This window comes from Microbispora sp. NPDC046973 (assembly GCF_040644495.1).
Lineage (GTDB): Bacteria > Actinomycetota > Actinomycetes > Streptosporangiales > Streptosporangiaceae > Microbispora.
In genome coordinates, this window is record NZ_JBEYWQ010000006.1 from 161,196 (window position 1) to 179,838 (window position 18,643).

An 18,643-nucleotide genomic window follows, 5' to 3' on the forward strand; every position below is an offset into this window, starting at 1 on the left:
CGCCCCCGGGTCCGCGCGACGCTACTGGACGGCGCTCGCCGCCGTCGCCTGAGCCGCGGTCAGCGCCTCCTGCGGAGGCTGCGACCCGCTCAGCGCGGCCTGCATGGCCTTCCACATGGGCTCGGAGATCTTCGGGTACTTCGTGCCGAGGTTGTCGCTGGTGCGGCCCTTGGCCGCCTTGACCGCCTCCACCCACACCTTGAGCTCGGCGTTCTGCTCGACCTGCTTGGCCTGCACCTCCTCGGTCGGCGCGATGTACGACAGTGTCGTGGTGGTGGTCAGGGAGTTGCCGGTGCTCGCCAGGCACGTCACCAGCTTCTGCGACGTGACGTAACGGGCGGCGTCCTTCTGCACGGGGATGGTGACGAACTCGCCGCCGGTCGGGGCGGGCGCGGTGCCGCCGTCCTTGGCGGGGATCGGGATGATGCCGTAGTCGAAGCCGGTCTTCTTGGCGTTGGCGAGCTGCCAGGTGCCGTTCTCGCCGAAGGCGAAGTCCCCGGTCGCGAACTCCTGCCAGCTCGTGGTCTGGGTGTTGTTGATGACCGAGGTGGGGGCGTAGCCCTTCTTCACCCAGTCGGTCCACAGCGACAGCGCCGCCACGCCCTGCGGGGAGTCGAGCTTGGTGAGGTTCGCGCCGGAGCCCCAGAACCAGGGCAGGAACTGGAAGCTGCCCTCCTCGGTGCCGATGGCGGAGAAGGTGATGCCCTTCTTGCCCGCCGCCTTCACCTTCTCCAGCGCGGCGGTCAGCGAGGCCCAGTCCTTCACCGCGGCCGCGTCGACCCCGGCCTTCTTCAGCACCTCCTTGTTGTAGTAGAGCGCGAGCGTGTTCGCCCCGATCGGGATGCCGTACGTCTTGCCGCCGAGCTGGCCGGCGGCCAGCAGGTTCGGCGAGACCGACGCGGTGTCGATCTTCGTCTCGTCGGTCGAGGTCAGCACCCCCGCCTCCGCCAGCGTCGAGACGACCGGGTTGTCCACGATCAGGACGTCCGGCGAGTTGCCCTGCTGCGCCGCGAGCAGCGCCTTGTTGGTCAGGTCGGTGGTGTCGTAGCCGGTCCGCTTGACGGTCACCCCGGCCTGCGTGCCGCACTGCGTGAGCAGCTTCACCCAGTCGGAGGAGTCGTCGAACTGCGGGTAGGGGTCCCAGATCGTGTAGGTCCCTCCCCCGGCGGCCTGGCTCGCGCCCGCCGAGGCGCTGCCACCGCCGTCACCGCCGGACGAGCCGGAGCACGCGGTGAGACCGCCCGCGACGGCGAGGGCCGCCAGGCCCAGGCCGACGGCGCGCCGGCCCCTGTCGAGGCTTTCCATATCGTTCTTCCTTTCGACGGCCGGCGTCCGGCCGATGTCATCTCGTTCACCGGCGCGGGTCCGCACGGTCAGGGTGCGAACCCGCGCGGGGGCTCAGGTGAGCTGGATGTAGTCCAGCTCGGCATAGCCGGTCCCGCCGCCGAAGGAGGGGGACCCCTTGGCCAGGCGGATCACGTTGTAGCCCGCCCGCAGGTTCACCGTGGTGCTGACCGTGGCGCCGAACTGGCCCCAGGCGGCGGTGGGCGGATAGCTGACCGTCGTCCAGGCGCCGCCGTTGTACGCCAGCCCCTGCGTGGCGGTCGCCCCGGTGGCGTTGGCGTAGCCGATGGTCATCGTGTACGCCCGGGCCGTGGGCACGTTCACCACGAAGTCGACGTAGCTGTCCGTGGTGTGATCGCCGTTGTTGTTGTCGATGCGCCCGACGTAACCGCCCTCGGACGCGCTGGAGCTGGTCAGCCGCTGGGCGCGGAAGACGGACGCGTTCTCCGCCTCGTAGCGCTGCTGGTAGGACGGCACGCCGCTGACCGGCTGGATCACCAGGTTGTAGGCGCTCGTCGCCGACATGTTCGGCACCGGCACGCTGATCTGCCCGTTGCTCACGGCGTACGTGCTCGTGGAGATGGTCGTGGGCGCGGTCACGGCGGTGAACCGGCCGTTCGCGGGGGTCGACTGCAGCGTCACCTGGACCGAGGAGCCCAGCGCGCCGATGCCGGTGACGCGGACCGTGTTGGTGCCCGACTCGTTGCCGAAGACCACGTTGACGATCTTGCGGGTGGAGTCGTAGGAGGCGAAGCCGTCCAGCCCGGTCTGCGTGGCCGGGGTGGTGGTCACCATGCGGCCGGCCATGTCGCCGTACCACTTGTACAGCCACCAGGTGCCGGTGGGCTGGGAGTTGTTGACGACGAGCCCGTTCATGGTGCCGTATTCGTACCAGAACGCCCGGTGTGCCATCTCGACGCCGGCGCGTTCGAACTTGGCCACGTAGCTGGCGATCCGGCCGGGGACGTCCACCTCACTGGTGGCCGCGTACTCGTTTATGGCGATGCGGCGGGGGCTGATGCCGAGCGAGGACTCCAGGGAGCGGTAGTCGGCGACGTGCGCGGCGATGGCGCTGGGGTCGCCGCCCAACTCGTGCCAGCAGATGACGTCGGGCAGCGTGCCCGCGGCCTTGGCGCTGCTCAGGAACGACGACAGCCAGGACCGGTTGTAGTAGGAGATGCTCGGGCCGACGATCGGCGTCGTGGTGTCCAGCGCCCGCACGGCCCGGTAGGTGCGCGTCCAGCCGTCGTTGAACGGCCCGGCCGCGGAGGTGTTCCACGTCCCGTCGGGCTCGTTCCACAGCTCCCAGCCGATGACGTTGGTCACCGAGGTCGCGTTGCGACGGGCCCCGACCATCGTGTTCACCTTGGCCAGCCAGTCGTTCCAGCTCACCCACTGATAGGGGAAGTTGGGGTAGATGTCCGGCATCCGGATGAACTCCCCGGCCCCGACGCGGGTGGCCTGCGGAGCCACGAGCAGGGAGTCGCCCCCGGGCGGCTGGCCGTTGGGCCGCTGCCCCACGCCGGGAGCGGGCTGCGTCAGCGAGTTGAGCTTCAGCGGCAGCAGCGCGGAGTCGGCCGGCCTGCTGTTTTCCGCCAGGCCGTACAGGCCTCCGGCGGCGACGTGGGTGACGGGCCGGAAGGGCTGGGCGACGTTCACCGTCAGGGTGGCGCCGGCCGCCTCGGCGGGGGCCGACGGGGTGATCCCGCCCAGTGCCGCGGCCAGTGCCGCGACGGCGGTCGCGGCGGCGGTCGCGGCGGGACCGGTCCGCAGCGGCGCGCTTCGGGGTCTGTGCATGTACTTACCTCGCTCTTTCTGTGCTCAGGCGGGGGGTGGAGAGGAGGTGAAGGCGGGAACCGCCCGCCCCGAATCCGGCGGCGCGCGCCACGGGCGGTCCCCTCTGTCGCCGCGGGCCCTACGCTGCGGCCCGCGAGGTCATTCCGTGGCAGCGACCGGGATCCAGACCCGCATCGGGCCCTCGCTCCGGTTGCCCCACAGGAAGTACGGCACCGCCGTGAGCGTGAGCGGCGTGCCCGGCCGCTCCCGCCTGATCCCGGTGGCGTACAGCGAGTCGCCGGAGTGGTTGACCAGCCCGCTCGCGCTGATCACGACCGGGATGTCCGGCAGGTCCTCCCGGTGACCCGATGTGATCGGAGCGGAAGGGTCCAGCCGCACGTCCTCCAGGACCGTGCCGGGCGGCAGATCGGCCTGCTCCAGGCAGTACACGAGCGGGCCGCGCGCCAGGGCGACGCAGCCGCGCACCGCGTCCACGCGCGGATGGGCGCTCACCTGCCGGACCGGCATGTCCAGGTCGAGGACGACCGTCGTGCCCGGTGCCCAGACCCGGGTGAGCCGGATGTAGCCGTCCCGCGCGGGGGCCATCACCGGACCGCCGTCGATCCGGACCGTGTACGCGTCGCACCAGGCCGGCACGCGCAGCGCGAGCGTCCAGGGGGCCCCGGCCTCGGAGGTCACGGTCAGCTCGATCCGGCCCTGCCAGGGGTATTCGGTGCGCATGTCCACCCGTGCGGCGGCGCCCGCGACCTCGGCGTTCACGCTGCCCGAGGCGTACAGGTGGATCTGCAGGCCGTCGTCGTGGGCGGTGGCCAGATAGCCGTGCAGCGAGGCCATCAGCCGGGCGATGTTGGGCGGGCAGCAGGCGCACGAATACCAGGACAGCCGGCGCGCCGCCGCCTCTTCGCCCGAGCTCGCGTGCCCGGTGCGCAGCTGCAGCGGGTTGGAGTAGAAGAAGTGCCTGCCGTCGGACGACACGGCGACGGCGACCGCGTTGTAGAGCGCCCGCTCCATCTCGTCGGCGTAGCGGGCCCGGCCGGTGGCCAGCAGCAGCCGCCAGTTCACGTGGACGCTCGCGATCGCGGCGCAGGTCTCGGCGTAGGCCCGGTCGGGCGGCAGCTCGTACGGGTCGCCGTACGCCTCCTCGCGGTGGCGCGAGCCGTGCGCCCCGGTCACGTAGGTGCGCCGGTGGACGGCGTCCTCCCACAGTCGCTCGGCCGCGTCCAGCAGCACGTGGTCGCCCGTCTCCACGCCCACGTCGACCATCCCGGCCAGCAGGTAGAGCTGGCGTACGGCGTGGCCGGTGACCTCGCGTGCCTCCCGTACGGGCACGTGGTCCTGGTAGTAGGCGGGCCCGAAGCGCCCGTGCCCGAGCAGCCCCCGTCCGCGCAGGTCGAGGAACCGGCGCGCCAGGTCCAGATAGGGCCGGTGGCCGGTCAGCCGGTAGAGCTCGGCGAGCGCGGTCTCGATCTCCGGGTGCCCGCAGACCTCCTCGACGCCGTCCGGGCCGAACCGCTCCACCAGCAGGTCCGCGAACCGCCGGGCCAGGGCCACCAGCGCGGGGCTCACGCCGGTGCGGGCCGCGGCCACCGCCGCCTGGAACAGATGGCCCGCGCAGTAGAGCTCGTGGCTCCAGTCCGGCTTGCGCCACCGCTCGTCCGGCGCGACGACGGTGAAGTAGGAGTTGAGGTAGCCGTCCGCCTGCTGGGCGCGGGCGAGCAACGCGACCGTGTCCTCCACGAACGACCGCAGCGCCTCGTCGCCGGGCGTGGTGCCCAGCTCCCAGGCCGCGGCCTCCAGCGTCTTGTGGACGTCGGAGTCGGCGAACCACATGCCGGCGAACGCCGCGTCCGACTCGCCCGCGGCGGCTCGGAGGTTGCCGATGTTCCCGGCGTGGTGCAGGTTGTCCACGCAGTGCGGCAGCGTGTCCTCGGCGTTGCGCCGCTGCCACCGCCCCAGCAGGCCTCCCGTGTCGAGACGGGCCTGGTCCGGGCTCAGCGGCCACAGCGCGGCGACCGCCCCGGGCCCCGGGGCCACCGGCCCCCCCGAACCACGGAGCGCGACCGGCCCCGCCGAACCGCGGAGGTCGACCGGGGAGGTGTCTGACAACTTCTGCTCAGTCATGCCTCATCTTTCGTGGAGCAGTGGACGTCCTGCACGCCGCCGAGGAAACTCCTGCTCACGGCGAGGGACGCGAGAAGTCCGCCGGGGCGGACCACTCTGGGGACCGCGACGCGAGAAGCCGGAGGGCAAGTCGCATGCAGTAGGAAACAAGGAAAACGGTTGCCGTCACGGTATCCAACCGTCTTTCAGACCGTCAATAGCCTGTTTCCGCGTTGTTACAGGGTCTTCGGAGGCGCGCGTACGGCCTATAGAGTGGGACGTAGGCAACCCCTTAGGAAAGTGGAGGAAACGTGGGAAAGCTGGAGCGTCATGCCACGATCGCCGACGTCGCGGCGCTGGCCGGGGTGTCGGTGGGCACGGCCTCCAAGGCGCTCAACGGACGCGGCTCGCTGCGGGAGGAGACCCGCATGCGCGTCCGGGAGGCGGCCCGGCAGCTCAGCTTCGAGGCGAACGCGGGCGCCCGGAGCCTGCACTCGGGCCGCACCTACACGGTCGGCATGATCACCACCGACACGATCGGGCGGTTCAGCATCCCCGTGCTGATGGGCGCGGAGGACGCGCTGGGCGCCGGGGAGATGTCGGTCTTCCTCTGCGACGGGCGCGACGATCCCATCCGCGAGCAGTACTACGTCAAGACCCTCCTCAGCCGCCGGGTCGACGGCATGATCGTGACCGGCCGGCGCACCGAGGCACGGGCGCCCATCGGCGCCAACCTGCCCGTGCCCGTCGTCTACGCCTTCATCAGCTCGGCCGACCCCGGCGACTGCTCGGTGGTCCCGGACGAGGCGGGCGGCGCCCGCAAGGCGGTCGAGCACCTCCTGGCCGTCGGGCGCACCCGGATCGCGCACATCACGGGACCCGAGCACCACAACTCCGCCCGGGTGCGTGCGGCCGCCGCCACGGAGCGGCTCGCCGAGGACGGGCTGTCCCTGGTCGCTCCGCCGCTGTTCGGCGGATGGAGTGAGGTGTGGGGCCGTCAGGCCGTCGGCATCCTCCTGGCCGGCCGCGCCGAGTTCGACGCCGTCTTCTGCGGCAGCGACCAGATCGCCCGGGGCGTCTGCGACGCGCTGCGGGCCGCCGGCCGCCGGGTCCCCCAGGACGTCGCCCTCATCGGCTTCGACAACTGGGACGTCATGACCGAAGCCTGCCAGCCGCCGCTGACCAGCATCGATCTGAACCTCGAAGGGCTCGGCCGGTCGGCGGCGGAGATGCTCCTGGCCGCCATCAACGGCTCCCCCTCCCCCGGCCGCCACGCCCACCCCTGCCGGCTCGTGGTCCGGGAGTCCACCACCGTGCCGCTCCCGTGACCGGTGCGGCCGCTCCGCCGTACGGCGCGCGCCGCGTGACCCCGGGACGCCCGCTTCGCCGCGCGGGTCAGCGGTGGAGGGCGTCCGGGGTGCTCTCCTCCACGAGGAAGCCTCCGGACTGGTGGTGCCAGAGCCGGGCGTAGGGGCCTTCGGCCTGGAGCAGCTCGCTGTGGGTGCCCTGCTCCACGATGTGTCCCCGGTTGAGCACGACGAGCCGATCCATGCGGACGACCGTGCTCAGGCGGTGCGCGACCACGAGCGCCGTACGGTCCTGCATCAACTGCCACAGGGCTTCCTGGACGAGGATCTCGCTCTCGGAGTCGAGGGCACTGGTCGCCTCGTCCAGCAGCAGGATGGGGGCGTCGCGCAGGATGGCGCGCGCGAGCGCGATGCGCTGCCGCTGGCCGCCGGAGAGCTTGACGCCGCGCTCGCCGACCAGGGTGTCGAACCCGTCCGGCAGCGCCTCGACGAACTCCGTGACGTGCGCCGCCCGCGCGGCCCTGAGGATCTCGGCGTCGGTGGCGCCCGGACGGGCGAACGCGAGGTTGTCCCGCACGGACCGGTGGAACATGGCGGGTTCCTGAGGGACGTAGGCGATGAGGCTGCGCAGGTCGGCCTGGCGCAGCCGGGCGATGTCCTGGCCGCCGATCAGGATCCTGCCGCCGTCCACGTCCATGAGCCGCAGCAACAGGCGGGTGAGCGTGCTCTTGCCGCCGCCGGACTGGCCGACCAGCCCGATCTTGGCGCCGCTGGGGATGTCCAGGTCCAGGCCGTCGAACAGGGGCCGGCCGCCGGCGTACCCGAACGTCACCCGCTCGAAGCGGACGCTCGCGTCGGCCGGGCGCAGGGGCTGCGGATCGGCCGGATCCACCACGGTCGGCGGCGCGAGGAGCAGCTCGGTGAACTGGGCCGCCTCGGTGAGCACGCTCTCGATGCGCCGGTAGATCTGGTTGAACTCGAACATGATGTTGATCGTGTTCGAGTAGTAGGTGAACGTCACCACGATGGCCTCCACGCCGAGGCCGCCGCGGAGCGCCACGGCGAGGAGCAGGCCCACGGCGCTGGTGAGCACCGACAGCGGGGCGACGACGGTGTCCACCCGGAGGTTGCCGTAATCCCAGGAGCGCAGGGACAGCCTGCGCTGCTCGGCGATCCTCGCCCGATATTCGGCGGCCTCGCGGTCCTCGGCGGCGAACGCGCGGACCGTCTCCATGTTGGTCAGCACGTCGGCGACGTGGCCCGACACCAGCACCCTGGCGGCCTCGCGCTCGTCGACCAGGGCCTGGCGGCGGCGGATGAGCGGGGCGACGAGGAGGCCGGTGACGATGATGAGGCCCACGAGGACGAGGACCAGCAGCGGGTGATACCGCCACAGCACCACCGAGGCGAAGGCCAGGGGCATCACCTTGGCCATGATCGAGAACGTCAGCGTGTCGGCGAACTCCTCGAACCGTGAGGAGAAGCCGATCACCCGTTTGGTCAGCGAGCCGGCGAAGTTGTCATGGAAGAACGCGGTGTCCTTGGCCAGCAACTCGTCCATGCCCACCACACCGAGCCGCTCGATGCCCCGGGCGTCGGTGCGGTTCAGGAAGTGCAGCCCCACCCGCCACAGCGCCTCGCCCGTCAGCAGCAACGCGCCGAAGCCGAGCACGTACGGCAGCAGCGCGCCGACGGTGCCGTCCCCGCCGCCTGCCAGGTGCCCCACGAGCCCGGCCACCGCCAGAGGCGCCAGGTAGAACAGGCAGATGTTCCCCAGCGCCGGCAACGTCAGCGCCGGCACCGCGACCCGCCACTGGCGCTTCAGCTCGCCGCAGTAGTAGCGCAGCACCAGCAGGACCGCCGATCTGCGCACGGATGGGCCGTTATCAGCCTCCCCGATCGCCCCGAGCGCAGCCATCAGCCCTCCCCGAACGCCGAACCCGCCGTGGCCATGCTCTCGCAGCGCGTGAGGGGAGAGCGAACGATTTTCCCCTCACCCCTGCTGGAGTGGATTCAGGAGGCGGTGGCCGCGGGAACGGTCGTAGGGCTGTCCACGCGGGTGGCCGAGGGGCCGGTCGTGCCCACGAGAAGAGGTTGCGCTGTGGCCAAGGAAATCTTCGTAGCGTTCGGGATCGACGTCGACGCGGTCGGCGGCTGGCTCGGCTCCTACGGCGGTGAGGACTCCCCGGACGACATCTCGCGCGGTCTGTTCGCCGGCGAGGTGGGCGTGCCGCGGCTCAACGCCCTGATGGAGAAGTACGACCTGCCCGCGACCTGGTTCTGGCCGGGTCACTCCATCGAGACCTTTCCCGAGCAGTTCGACCAGGTCGTGGCCGCCGGACACGAGATCGGCATGCACGGCTACAGCCACGAGAACCCGATCGCGATGAGCCGCGAGCAGGAGTCGGCCGTTCTCGACTACTGCATCGACCTCATCGGGACGCGCACCGGCCGGCGCCCCACGGGGTACGTCGCGCCGTGGTGGGAGTTCTCGCCGGTCACCAACGAGCTGCTGCTCGAACGCGGCGTCAAGTACGACCACTCGCTCATGCACCGCGACTTCGAGCCGTACTACGTGCGCGTGGGCGACACCTGGTCGAAGGTCGACTACGACAAGGACGCCCGCGAGTGGATGAAGCCGCTCGTGCGCGGGCAGGAGACCGACCTCGTCGAGATCCCGGGGAACTGGTACCTCGACGACCTGCCGCCGATGATGTTCATCAAGACCAGCCCGAACAGCCACGGCTTCGTCAACCCGCGCGACATCGAGGAGATGTGGCGCGACCAGTTCGACTGGGTCTACCGCGAGTCGGAGTACGCCGTCTTCACCATGACGATCCACCCGGACGTCTCGGGCCGCCCGCAGGTCCTGCTCATGCTGGAGCGCCTCATCGAGCACATCGACAGGCACGAGGGCGTGCGGTGGTCCACGTTCGACGCCATCGCGGACGACTTCACGGCCCGCCGCCCCCGGGCGTGACCGCCCCGGTCCGCAGCCCGGGCGCCGCTTCTGACCGAGGCGGCTGACATGAAGCGGTGATGCCCATACGTGATCTACGAGAAGACAACCGCCGCTCCCGCTCGGACGTGTATCACACGCGTTTCTTACGCGTCAGTCGCCCCTTATGCCTCAGAGAGGGAAGTCCGTGGCTATCAAGTTGCCGGGCGGGCGGAGCATCGGCCTCGTGACGGCCGGTGCCCTGGTCGGGTCGTTCCTGGTCCTCGGCGGTGCGGCCACCGCTTCGTCGGCGGGTGACGCCGCCTTGTATGCGTGTGTGAACAAGAGCACGCGGTATATGCGCCTGGTCAACGCCGCGACGGCGTGCAAGGCGACCGAGACGAAGGTGTCGTGGAACAGGACCGGTCCGCAGGGTCCGGTGGGCATCGGCGGCACCGGCCCGAAGGGCGACACCGGCGCCCAGGGTACGCGTGGCCCGCAGGGCCTGCGGGGTCCCGCCGGTCCGCAGGGCCCGAAGGGCGACACCGGTCCGCAGGGCCTCAAGGGCGCCGACGGCAAGGACGGCAAGGACGGCGGCAAGGGCGACACCGGTCCTCGCGGCCTTCCGGGCGAGGACGGCAGGCCGGGCAAGGACGGCAAGGACGGCGAGCGCGGCCCCGCCGGTCCGCAGGGCCCCAAGGGAGACAAGGGCGAGCGCGGCCTCACGGGTCCGCAGGGCCCGAAGGGTGAGAAGGGCGAGACGGGCGCGCGCGGTCCCGCGGGTCCGGCCGGACCGGCGGGTCCCGCAGGCTCCGGAGGCGGCTCCGCCAACGTCGTCACCAAGGCGGACGCCCTCTTCCTGCCGCCCAACGGCGGCAGCGACGACATCATGTGCCCGGACACCATGGTCGCCACGGGCGGCGGCTTCATCGCCGGCAGCGGCTCGAACGCGCCCTACATCACCACGAACGCGCCGTACGTCGTCAACGGCAAGTCGGTCGGCTGGAGGCTCTACGGCAAGGGCGTCAGCGGCACCATCTACGTGATCTGCATCGGGAGCTAGCGGCACCGGGCGGCTGTGCGGTGCACACGTGCACGGCGCCGCGCAGCCACCCGCCCGAGCTTGTACGGCGGCGGGCGAGAGCCACGCCGAGCCCGGCGGCGTACGGTCGGGACATGGCCGGTATCCCCGACGACCGTGGACCAGGGCGTCCCACCCCTCCGCGACGGGACGAGACGGAGCGGCACGTCGTGATGATGTGCGGCATCGCGGGTTCGGGCAAGACGACCTACGCGCAGGAGCTGGAGCGGCGCGGCTACGTCCGGCTGTCCGTCGACGAGGCCGTCTGGGCACTGATCGGCCGCGACGGCGGCCGTCTCGATCCGGAGGAGTACGCCGCCCATCAGGCCCACGCCGAGGAGGCCTTGCGGCACGAACTCGTGCGCCTGATGCTGGCGGGCCGGCGGGTGGTCCTGGACTACAGCTTCTGGCAGCGCGCGACACGCGACCGGTACAAGTCTCTGATCGAGAGCCACGGGTATCGGTGGGAGCTCGTCTACCTGAGGGCGAACCCGGAGACCCTGCGTCGGCGGCTCGCGGCGCGTAACGCCCTGAGCGGGCCCAACCGCGTCACGGTGTCCGAGGAGCTTCTGCGGTCGTACCTGGCGGGATTCGAGGAGCCCGTGGGTGAAGGAGAGCGGGTCATACCGCAGGAATGAGCCCCGGGGTGCGGGTTCTATCGCTGTCCGGTGAGGTGGGCGCCGTTGGCCGCGGCGATCACCCGGGTCAGCGCCTGGTGCAGACCCTGCAGTTCGGTCAGCTCCATCCCCAGCCGCTCGACGATCGCCACGGGGACCTGCTCGGCCTGCCGGCGCAGTGCGCGTCCCTCTTCGGTGAGCACGATGGCCAGGGAACGCGCGTCGTCGCTGGCGCGGCGGCGCTCGACGAGACCGGCGGTCTCCAGGCGCTTGAGCAACGGCGACAGCGTGGCCGGCTCCAGCTGCAGCAGCCGGCTGAGGTCCTTGACCGACAGCGGCGCGTGCTGCCACAGGGCCAGCATCACCAGATATTGCGGGTGGGTCAGGCCCATCGGTTCGAGCAGGGGCCGGTAGAGGCCGATGACCGACCGTGAGGCGACCGCCAGAGCGAAGCAGACCTGGTTCTCCAGGGCCAGCGGGTCGGCGATGTCGCCAATGTCACTCATGTGCACCTCCGCCGCCATGCTACTCGATTAGTACACTAACTATTAGTGCACTAAGCAGCGCCGAGAACACAGGAAGTGTCATGGCCCGTAGGAAGAGCCTCGAAGAGCGCATCGCCGACCGCGTCGCCAAGCGCCCGCCGATGAAGGAGAGCAAGCACTTCGAGCACGGCCCCGCCAAGTGGATCTTCGCCAGCGTCCTGGTGTTCGCGGTGCTCGTCCACTTCGTGATCGTCGGCATCGTCATGCTCTTCGGTCACTGACCGAGGACCCTGGCAGGGATCATGAGCCCCATGGACGCGGCGGTGATGCGCGGCGCGGACATGCCGAGGGCCCGCGGCATGGCCGCCGCGGACCCCGATCACGAGAGTGGATCACGGGCTGGTGCAGGTGGCCGCAGGGGTGGCCGAGGACCCTCCGGCGACGAAGCCGAAGGTCGTGCTCCCGTTGGCCGGGACCGAGCCGTTCCACGACTCGTTGCGCACCGTCACGTTCGAGCCGGAGCCCGACCGTACGCCTCCCCATATCTGGGTGATGGTCTGCGAGCCGGGCCAGGTCCAGTTCACGGTCCAGCCGTTGACGGCGGAGTTCCCCGCGCGCACCGTGACCTCACCCTGCCAGCCGCCGGACCAGGCGTTGACCACCCGGAACGTCGCCGAGCATGCCCCGGACACCCCGCCGGACGGCGAGGGGCTCGGGCTCACGGGCGGGCTGGGGCTGGTGTCCGGGCTCCCGCTGGGTGAGGGGCTCGGGCTCACCGGCGGGCTCGGCGAGGGGCTCGGGCGGGGAGACGGGCTGGAGTCGGTCAAGATCGGGGTCGTCCAGTCTCTCCACTGCGACAGGTTGCCGGACTTCCTGGACGAGATCCGGAACACGGCGGGGGCGCTGCCCGTCTTCAGCAGGAACTTCTGGATGTTCTGCTGCAGCGGCGTGCGCCATTCGGACCGGGTGGCGCAGTGGGTGCCGTCCTGCACGTCGGACCAGTAGCTGATGTTGTCTCCCGCGCCGAGCGCCTTGTAGATCTCGGCTCCGGCCAGCGCGGCCACGCTGCCCGACTGGGCGCCCAGCCAGTCGACGTGCGGGTTCTCCATGACGAACAGCCCGCGCGGCGCGATCATGCCCACCATCTCGTGGGTGTCCACCGGCAGCTGGCTCGGGTTGCCGGTGAAGGAGCCGAACGCGTCTCCCAGCCACGGCTGCTCGGAGTAGGCGCTGCTCAACGGCTGCGCGCCGGACTCCTGGGCGATGCCGCGGAAGACGGGAACGCCGGCACTGCCCGACTCGATCGGCATGGTCAAGGCGATGCGCTGGTCGAACACTCCGGCCGTGAAGGCGCCCTTGCCGAACCGCGAGCACCCCGTGACGCCGGTCGCGTCCGCTTTCAGGATGCCGCCACCCGACTGCTCGATGACGTCGATGATGCGGCTCACGCCCCAGGCCCAGGCGGCGAGCAGCCCGGTGCTGCTCGAAGAGCCGTAGATGCTGTAGTAGGCACCCTGCTTGTTGTTGCGGGCCGTGCCCTCCTTGCCGACCGTGTAGGGGTCGTAGCTGATGACGGCGACACCGCTCGCCTTGATGGTGGCCGTGTCGGCGCCGAATCCTCCGTAGACGATGACGGCCGGGAACGGCCCGGTGCCACTCGGCAGGTCGACGCTCGCCGAGAAGCTCGCGCTCCTGCCGCTGTCCGACACGTTGACCGTGATGCCGGTTCTCGAGACCGTCCCGGTGACGCCGGCCGGCTTGCCGTGCTTGTCGCCGTAGACGTACCGTTCGGCCAGCTTTTTGATCTCTTCGCGGCGGCATCGCCACTCCGATCTGGAGGTGATGCGCTGCCCGTTGATCTTCTTGAAGGGATCGGGGAGCCGGGAGCTGGCCGTCAGAGTTCCGAGGTCGGACACCGCGCAGTCGGCGCCCTCGTCCTCGACGCCGGCGGCGGCCGGCTGCACCGCCGCGGTGCCGGCGAGTGCGCCGGCACCGGCGTTCGCACCGGGGATCTCGAACACCGCGAGACCCAGCGAGAGCGCCGCGACGGCGCCGACGACGAGCGCGCGACGAACGCCCGGGGTACGGCTCCCGCCGCCTGAGGTGACGTCGCCGGTCATCGAGCGCCCCCGCGGGACGGCCGGGCGGCATCGGTGGAGAGTGCGGGTCCGGCCTGCACCGGGCTCGCCGCTGTCGCCGCCGAGACCTTGAGACCTTTCAACACAGTGCGTCCTTCCTCCTGAGGGTCCCGGACCTGTCACAGCCGGGACGAAACCGCACACCGAAATGGGAGGTGAATGTTTTCGAAGCATCACTGAAACGTTGCGAGCGCCGCAAGGCCCAAATCGGAGGGGGTGTCACGCGCGTCCAGGAGGAGAACGACGGCGCTGTTCGGGGCAGGGTTACCGTGATTGCCACACAGATTTTTCCGAAACTCCTACGAAACTTTCAGCAGCGCTCGCGCCTCAGCCGGCGACCGTCCGACGCCGGGACTCAACGCGTGGGGCGTCGACGCGGGGACGCTCTCACACTTCGCCCGCCTCCCCCTCGCCCGCGTCCCCCGAAGCGGAAGCGGACGGCCCGGTCCGCCGCCACTCCCGCATCAGGCCGCGCACGAGGTGCTGGAAGAGCAGCGCGCCGAAGGCGAAGAACCCGGCGCGCACCACGACGGGCCCGTCATCGAACAACCCGCGGATCATCGCGCCTAAGCCGGCGAGAAGTCCCAATCCCGTTCCCACGAAAGCGAGAGCCCGCCCGGCGGCTGTGTTCACGGCCCGAGTCTCCCAGGTTCCCCGGAGGCCGATGCCGGCCACCCTGAACCGAATCGTCCGAAAACACAATCAGGGAGCCGCCGATCCGCCGGTGCAGGCGAACGCCGGCACCTCTCATCCGAAAGTTCCCTGGTAGTTCGCGAGATCGACACCTCTCGTCTTCCCTCGCCCCTGGACGCGTTTTCCGCCCTCGCGATTCATCCCCGCGCTCTCGCCGAATCCCGGAAATGGCGCAACCGAAACGCCAATTGATGAATTGACTGCGCCTGTCAATCTTTTGAGACATATCTTACAAAGATCGAAAAGTCCGCCTGCCTGATGTGATCATTCCGATGAATCGCCCCTGCGAGGGCGTATCCGTACCGATGGGAGTTCATCGGAATGCAGCTCAGGCGAACCCTCTCCCTGGCGGCCATGTGGGCGCTCGCGACCGCCCTGATCGTCTTACCTACGCAGGCGTCGGCCGCCGCGCCGCCGGACGACGGCCCCTCCCGCGTCGCGTCCGACGTGTTCCCCGGTGCCAAGATCGGCCATCGGGCCGGCCCGGCCCCGCTCGCGTCCGCCTCGGCGGCCCAGGCGCAGGCGTCCCCTCAGCTGGTGGCCTGCGACGGCGACGGCACCAGCGGCAAGCGGGTGGAGGCGCTGTACGTACGCGAGCCGTCGATGCCCGACCGCTACGCGCAGCTGCTGCCCATGATCCGGGCCTGGCTGGCCGACGCGGACGACCAGTTCAACGACGCCGCCGCGACCTCCAGCCGCAGCCGGCACATCCGCTACGCGACCACGCCGGTGTCCGGCGGATGCGCCCCCGTCGTGCGCAACCTCGTGGTCCCGGCCGGATCGCTGACGGACTTCAATTCGGGCGTCAACGCCGTGAAGGCGCTCGGCTACACCAGCACCGACCGGCACTACCTCATGCTCACCGAGGCCACCGTGATCTGCGGCATGGGCGAGATCAAGGGTGACGACCTGACGACCGGATCCGCCAACCTCAACAACGGCCTGGCCTACGCCCGGGTGGACGCCATCCCCGGCTGTTTCGGCGCCAACGCCATCGCCCACGAACTCGGGCACACCTTCGGGGCCGTACAGCTGAGCGCCGCGCACTCCGACGGCAGCTGGCACTGCCTGGACCAGTGGGACCTCATGTGCTACGGCGGCACCCCGTCGTGGAACTGCCTCCAGTGGAACGACTACCGCCTGCCCGACTGCAACCGCGACGACTACTACAACGCCGCCCCGGCCGCCGGCAGCTACCTGGCCACGCACTGGAACACCGCCGACAGCGCCTACCTCATCGCCGGGAGCACGGCCGACAGCGACCCCCATCCCAAGGTCGGCAACACCTACGTCGTCACCAACGTGGCCACGGGCGGGGCGCTCGAGCCCATCGGCGCGTCCACCGGGACACTGACCGAGCTGAGCCAGCGCGCCCGCGTCGACACTCCCAGCCAGAAGTGGCTGATGGGCTACACGACGGGGCTGCAGTTCATCAACGTCGGCAGCCGCCTGTGCGCCGACAGCTCCTACAGCGGCACCACCCCCGGCACGACGCTGCTGCAGTACATCTGCAACGGCCAGGACGGCATGCGCTTCGCCTACCTGCCGGTCGGCACCAACACGTACGCCATCTTCGACTGGCTGTCGGGCCTGGCGCTGACCGCGACCGGCTCCTACCCCTCGCCCGTCACCCAGCAGACCTACACCGGCGCCACCAACCAGCAGTGGGTGTTCAACCAGGTCACCGGCGTCTCCCCGGTCAACAACAGCGTCTACTACCTGCAGGGCCTGCGCAGCCGCGACAACGCCGAGCCGGCCGGCGGCTCGACCGCCTCGGGCACGCTGGTCACGCACAACCCGCCGTCGGGGGCGACCAGCCAGCAGTGGCGGCTGCAGGCCACCGGGTCGTACTGGAACCTGGTGAACGTCAACAGCGCCAAGTGCCTGGACCTGGTCTCGGCCGGCACCGCGAACGGCGTGCAGATCAGGCAGGCGACCTGCGGCACCGCGACCAGCCAGCAATGGACGTTGCGGCGGGTCGCCGACGGCACGTTCTACCTGGTCAACCGCTTCAGCGGGAAGGTGCTGGACAGTCCGCCGGGCGGCGGCACCACCCTGGAGCAGCAGACGATCACCGGCAACACCGACGGCAACCTCGGCATCGTCGCCGGTGACCAGATCTGGTATCTGAACCCCGCCTGACGTCCCTCGCGGGCCGCCGGGGACGTTCCGGGCGGCCCGCATCGGGCCTCGTCACCGTCATGCGGAAAGCTGGAAATGCCAGACGACCATCGTCGGCACGTCGCCGTCGGCGGCCTCCGCCGCCTCGGGCACCAGGTCGGTGAGGCACCAGGGCCACAGATCCCACATGCGTACCGCCTCCGCGGTGGACGGCGCCCACGTCGGCCGCGCACGCTCCGCCTTGGGTTCCTCGCAGCGCCGCACCTGCAGTCCGGCCGACAGCGCGGCGCGCAGGTAGTCGCCTATCGAGTGCTGGTAGGTGGAGATCCGTCCCGGCGTGCCGTCCGCTCGCCGTACGGGCGGGACGAAGCCTCGTCTGACCCCTTCGGGGTGCATATCGGAAATGAGCAGGTGCCCGCCCGGACGCAGGACTCTGGCGAACTCGGTCATCACCGGCCCCAGTGCGGGCACATGGGTCAGCGCCAGGGAACACACCACGAGGTCGACGGCGTCGTCGGGCACCGGCAGGTCACGCAGATCCCCGAGCAGGAACCGGCCGAGCGGCGCCCGGGCACGGGCGCGCGCCAGCATGTCGGGCGAGCCGTCCACGCCCAGCACCCGATGACCCCGTTCGGCCAGCAACCCCGCCATCCGCCCGGTTCCGCAGGCGGCGTCCAGAGCGACGCCCACGGGCAGCGTGTCGACGATCCCGCCGATGACGGGCTCGTCGAGGTCGAACAGGCCGTTGGGGCCGTCATAGGAGCCGGACCAGATGCGGTATCCCTCCGCCGTGTCGACGCGCGCGACCTCCACGGCCGCCTCCGCCAGCGCCTCGTCGCCGAGCAGCCTGCGGATCTCGGCGATGCGCGAATCCACGAAGTCGCGGTCGAACCGGCCGGTGAAGGACCGCAGCAAGGCGGCGCCCTCGATACCGAGCAGGTACGCCAGAGGGTGCTCGTAGATCACCGGACAGACACTAACGACACGCGTTTCTGCGACGCCATCGAAATAGGCGCCGCCCTCCGCTGTCACGGCCGCGGCAGCGGCCGTGAGGCGGTCACGTCAGATGGCGATTCGTCAGGAGGCGGGCTTCCACCCGCGGGCCTGACGACGTCGGCGCCCCGCTCTTCGAGCAGGTCGGCCAGGCGTGCGGCGTTGCGCTGGGAGTTGTCGGCGCAGCAGTTGTTGGTCAGCACGTGCGTGGTCGCCGTACGGCCGGCCAGGTCGGCGATCCGGCCGGCCCAGTGCCGGAGCTCGTCCTCCGAGTAGAGGTAGCCGAACCGCTCCTCGATGACGCGGCTCGTCCACTTCTCCGAGTGACCGTGCAGGCGGACGACGGCGAGGTCGGAGGTGGCCGCGAGCACCGGCGGGACCGACGAGGGATGCCCCTGCGGCATGTCCACTCCGACGTACGGCACGTCGTTGGCGGTCAGGAAGTCGAGGGTGTCTCCCCGGGTGGCCTCGTCCATCCAGGCGGCGTTGCGGAACTCGACGCACACGCGCATCGGCAGGCAGCGATCGCGGCATTCGAGGATGTAGCGGCGGTTCGCGCCGCCCGGCGGGAACCACTGCGGGAACTGGAACAGCACCGCGCCGAGTTTCCCCGACTCGTGCAGCGGCTCCAGCGCGCCGAGGAACCGGCGCCACACCTCCTCGACGACCTCCGGAGGGAGGTCGCGCCGGTAGAGCGTCCGTCCGGGCTCCCCCAGCACGGCCCGCAGGTCCCTGTAGAGCGCGGCCGGCCGGGTCGGATGCCCGGTGAGCAGGGAGAACGCCTTCACGTTGAAGGTGAAGTCCTTCGGCGTACGGTCACGCCACAGCTCGGCCGTACGCCGGGCCGGGGGGTTGTAGTAGGTGGCGTCCACCTCCACTAACGGGAACCGGCTCGCGTAGTGGCCGAGCCTGGCCTCGGGTGTGGTCGCCTCGGGCGGATACCAGCCCGAGGCGAGCAGCGACTTGTCCGTCCAGGAGGCCGTACCGACCAAGATCTTGCCCAACACAGTCGCACGGTGCCCGTCGCGG

At 70.6% G+C, this 18,643-nt stretch carries 15 protein-coding genes; 6 read left to right on the forward strand and 9 right to left on the reverse strand.

Annotated elements, in window-relative coordinates:
* Nucleotides 1–21: 21 nt before the first annotated feature.
* The 3 genes from ABZ860_RS14730 to ABZ860_RS14740 form a co-directional block, all read right to left on the reverse strand.
* A complete protein-coding gene (locus tag ABZ860_RS14730) occupies nt 22–1,305 on the reverse strand; it encodes an extracellular solute-binding protein (RefSeq protein WP_357219975.1) in 1,284 nt (427 codons plus the stop codon).
* 93 nt (nt 1,306–1,398) lie between these two features.
* Nucleotides 1,399–3,141 carry a hypothetical protein gene (locus ABZ860_RS14735; protein WP_357219977.1) on the reverse strand — a complete coding sequence of 581 codons (1,743 nt, stop codon included), beginning with the start codon at nt 3,139–3,141 and terminating at the stop codon, nt 1,399–1,401.
* Nucleotides 3,142–3,279: 138 nt separating this feature from the next.
* On the reverse strand, nt 3,280–5,262 hold the full coding sequence (locus ABZ860_RS14740; RefSeq protein WP_357219979.1) for a beta-L-arabinofuranosidase domain-containing protein: 1,983 nt from the start codon (nt 5,260–5,262) through the stop codon (nt 3,280–3,282).
* A gap of 290 nt (nt 5,263–5,552) precedes the next feature.
* Between ABZ860_RS14740 and ABZ860_RS14745 the strand changes: the two genes are divergently transcribed.
* Complete coding sequence (locus ABZ860_RS14745) at nt 5,553–6,569, forward strand: LacI family DNA-binding transcriptional regulator (protein ID WP_221891121.1); 1,017 nt, start codon at nt 5,553–5,555, stop codon at nt 6,567–6,569.
* Nucleotides 6,570–6,636: 67 nt separating this feature from the next.
* Here the strand turns inward: ABZ860_RS14745 and ABZ860_RS14750 are convergent, their stop codons facing one another.
* Nucleotides 6,637–8,421, reverse strand: coding sequence for an ABC transporter ATP-binding protein (locus tag ABZ860_RS14750; RefSeq protein ID WP_357219982.1), 1,785 nt, complete (start codon nt 8,419–8,421; stop codon nt 6,637–6,639).
* Nucleotides 8,422–8,649: 228 nt separating this feature from the next.
* Between ABZ860_RS14750 and ABZ860_RS14755 the strand changes: the two genes are divergently transcribed.
* The 3 genes from ABZ860_RS14755 to ABZ860_RS14765 all read left to right on the forward strand — a co-directional run bounded on the left by ABZ860_RS14755 (nt 8,650) and on the right by ABZ860_RS14765 (nt 11,205).
* Nucleotides 8,650–9,528, forward strand: a complete 879-nt coding sequence (locus tag ABZ860_RS14755) for a polysaccharide deacetylase (RefSeq protein WP_357219984.1) — start codon at nt 8,650–8,652, stop codon at nt 9,526–9,528.
* 166 nt (nt 9,529–9,694) lie between these two features.
* Nucleotides 9,695–10,549, forward strand: a complete 855-nt coding sequence (locus tag ABZ860_RS14760) for a hypothetical protein (RefSeq protein WP_357219986.1) — start codon at nt 9,695–9,697, stop codon at nt 10,547–10,549.
* A gap of 113 nt (nt 10,550–10,662) precedes the next feature.
* The gene (locus ABZ860_RS14765; RefSeq protein WP_357219988.1) at nt 10,663–11,205 is read left to right on the forward strand and encodes an ATP-binding protein; all 543 of its coding nucleotides are present in this window, start codon (nt 10,663–10,665) and stop codon (nt 11,203–11,205) included.
* Nucleotides 11,206–11,222: 17 nt separating this feature from the next.
* Here the strand turns inward: ABZ860_RS14765 and ABZ860_RS14770 are convergent, their stop codons facing one another.
* A complete protein-coding gene (locus ABZ860_RS14770; protein ID WP_357219991.1) occupies nt 11,223–11,690 on the reverse strand; it encodes a MarR family transcriptional regulator in 468 nt (155 codons plus the stop codon).
* 80 nt (nt 11,691–11,770) lie between these two features.
* On the opposite strand from ABZ860_RS14770, the gene ABZ860_RS14775 reads away from it, so the two are divergent.
* Nucleotides 11,771–11,950, forward strand: coding sequence for a hypothetical protein (locus tag ABZ860_RS14775; RefSeq protein ID WP_357219993.1), 180 nt, complete (start codon nt 11,771–11,773; stop codon nt 11,948–11,950).
* Between the two features lie 111 nt (nt 11,951–12,061).
* Here the strand turns inward: ABZ860_RS14775 and ABZ860_RS14780 are convergent, their stop codons facing one another.
* Together ABZ860_RS14780 and ABZ860_RS14785 are read right to left on the reverse strand one after the other, a co-directional pair.
* Nucleotides 12,062–13,789: a cellulose binding domain-containing protein gene (locus tag ABZ860_RS14780; RefSeq protein ID WP_357219995.1), complete on the reverse strand. Its 1,728-nt coding sequence runs from the start codon at nt 13,787–13,789 to the stop codon at nt 12,062–12,064.
* 405 nt (nt 13,790–14,194) lie between these two features.
* Complete coding sequence (locus ABZ860_RS14785) at nt 14,195–14,356, reverse strand: hypothetical protein (protein WP_357219997.1); 162 nt, start codon at nt 14,354–14,356, stop codon at nt 14,195–14,197.
* Between the two features lie 465 nt (nt 14,357–14,821).
* Between ABZ860_RS14785 and ABZ860_RS14790 the strand changes: the two genes are divergently transcribed.
* Nucleotides 14,822–16,642: an RICIN domain-containing protein gene (locus ABZ860_RS14790; RefSeq protein ID WP_357219999.1), complete on the forward strand. Its 1,821-nt coding sequence runs from the start codon at nt 14,822–14,824 to the stop codon at nt 16,640–16,642.
* Between the two features lie 57 nt (nt 16,643–16,699).
* On the opposite strand, the gene ABZ860_RS14795 is transcribed toward ABZ860_RS14790, so the two are convergent.
* Both ABZ860_RS14795 and ABZ860_RS14800 read right to left on the reverse strand, forming a co-directional pair.
* Entirely contained in the window at nt 16,700–17,587 is an 888-nt protein-coding gene (locus tag ABZ860_RS14795) for a class I SAM-dependent methyltransferase (RefSeq protein WP_357220001.1), read from the reverse strand.
* A gap of 62 nt (nt 17,588–17,649) precedes the next feature.
* A complete protein-coding gene (locus ABZ860_RS14800) occupies nt 17,650–18,621 on the reverse strand; it encodes a DUF72 domain-containing protein (RefSeq protein WP_357220003.1) in 972 nt (323 codons plus the stop codon).
* Between the last annotated feature and the right edge of the window lie 22 nt (nt 18,622–18,643).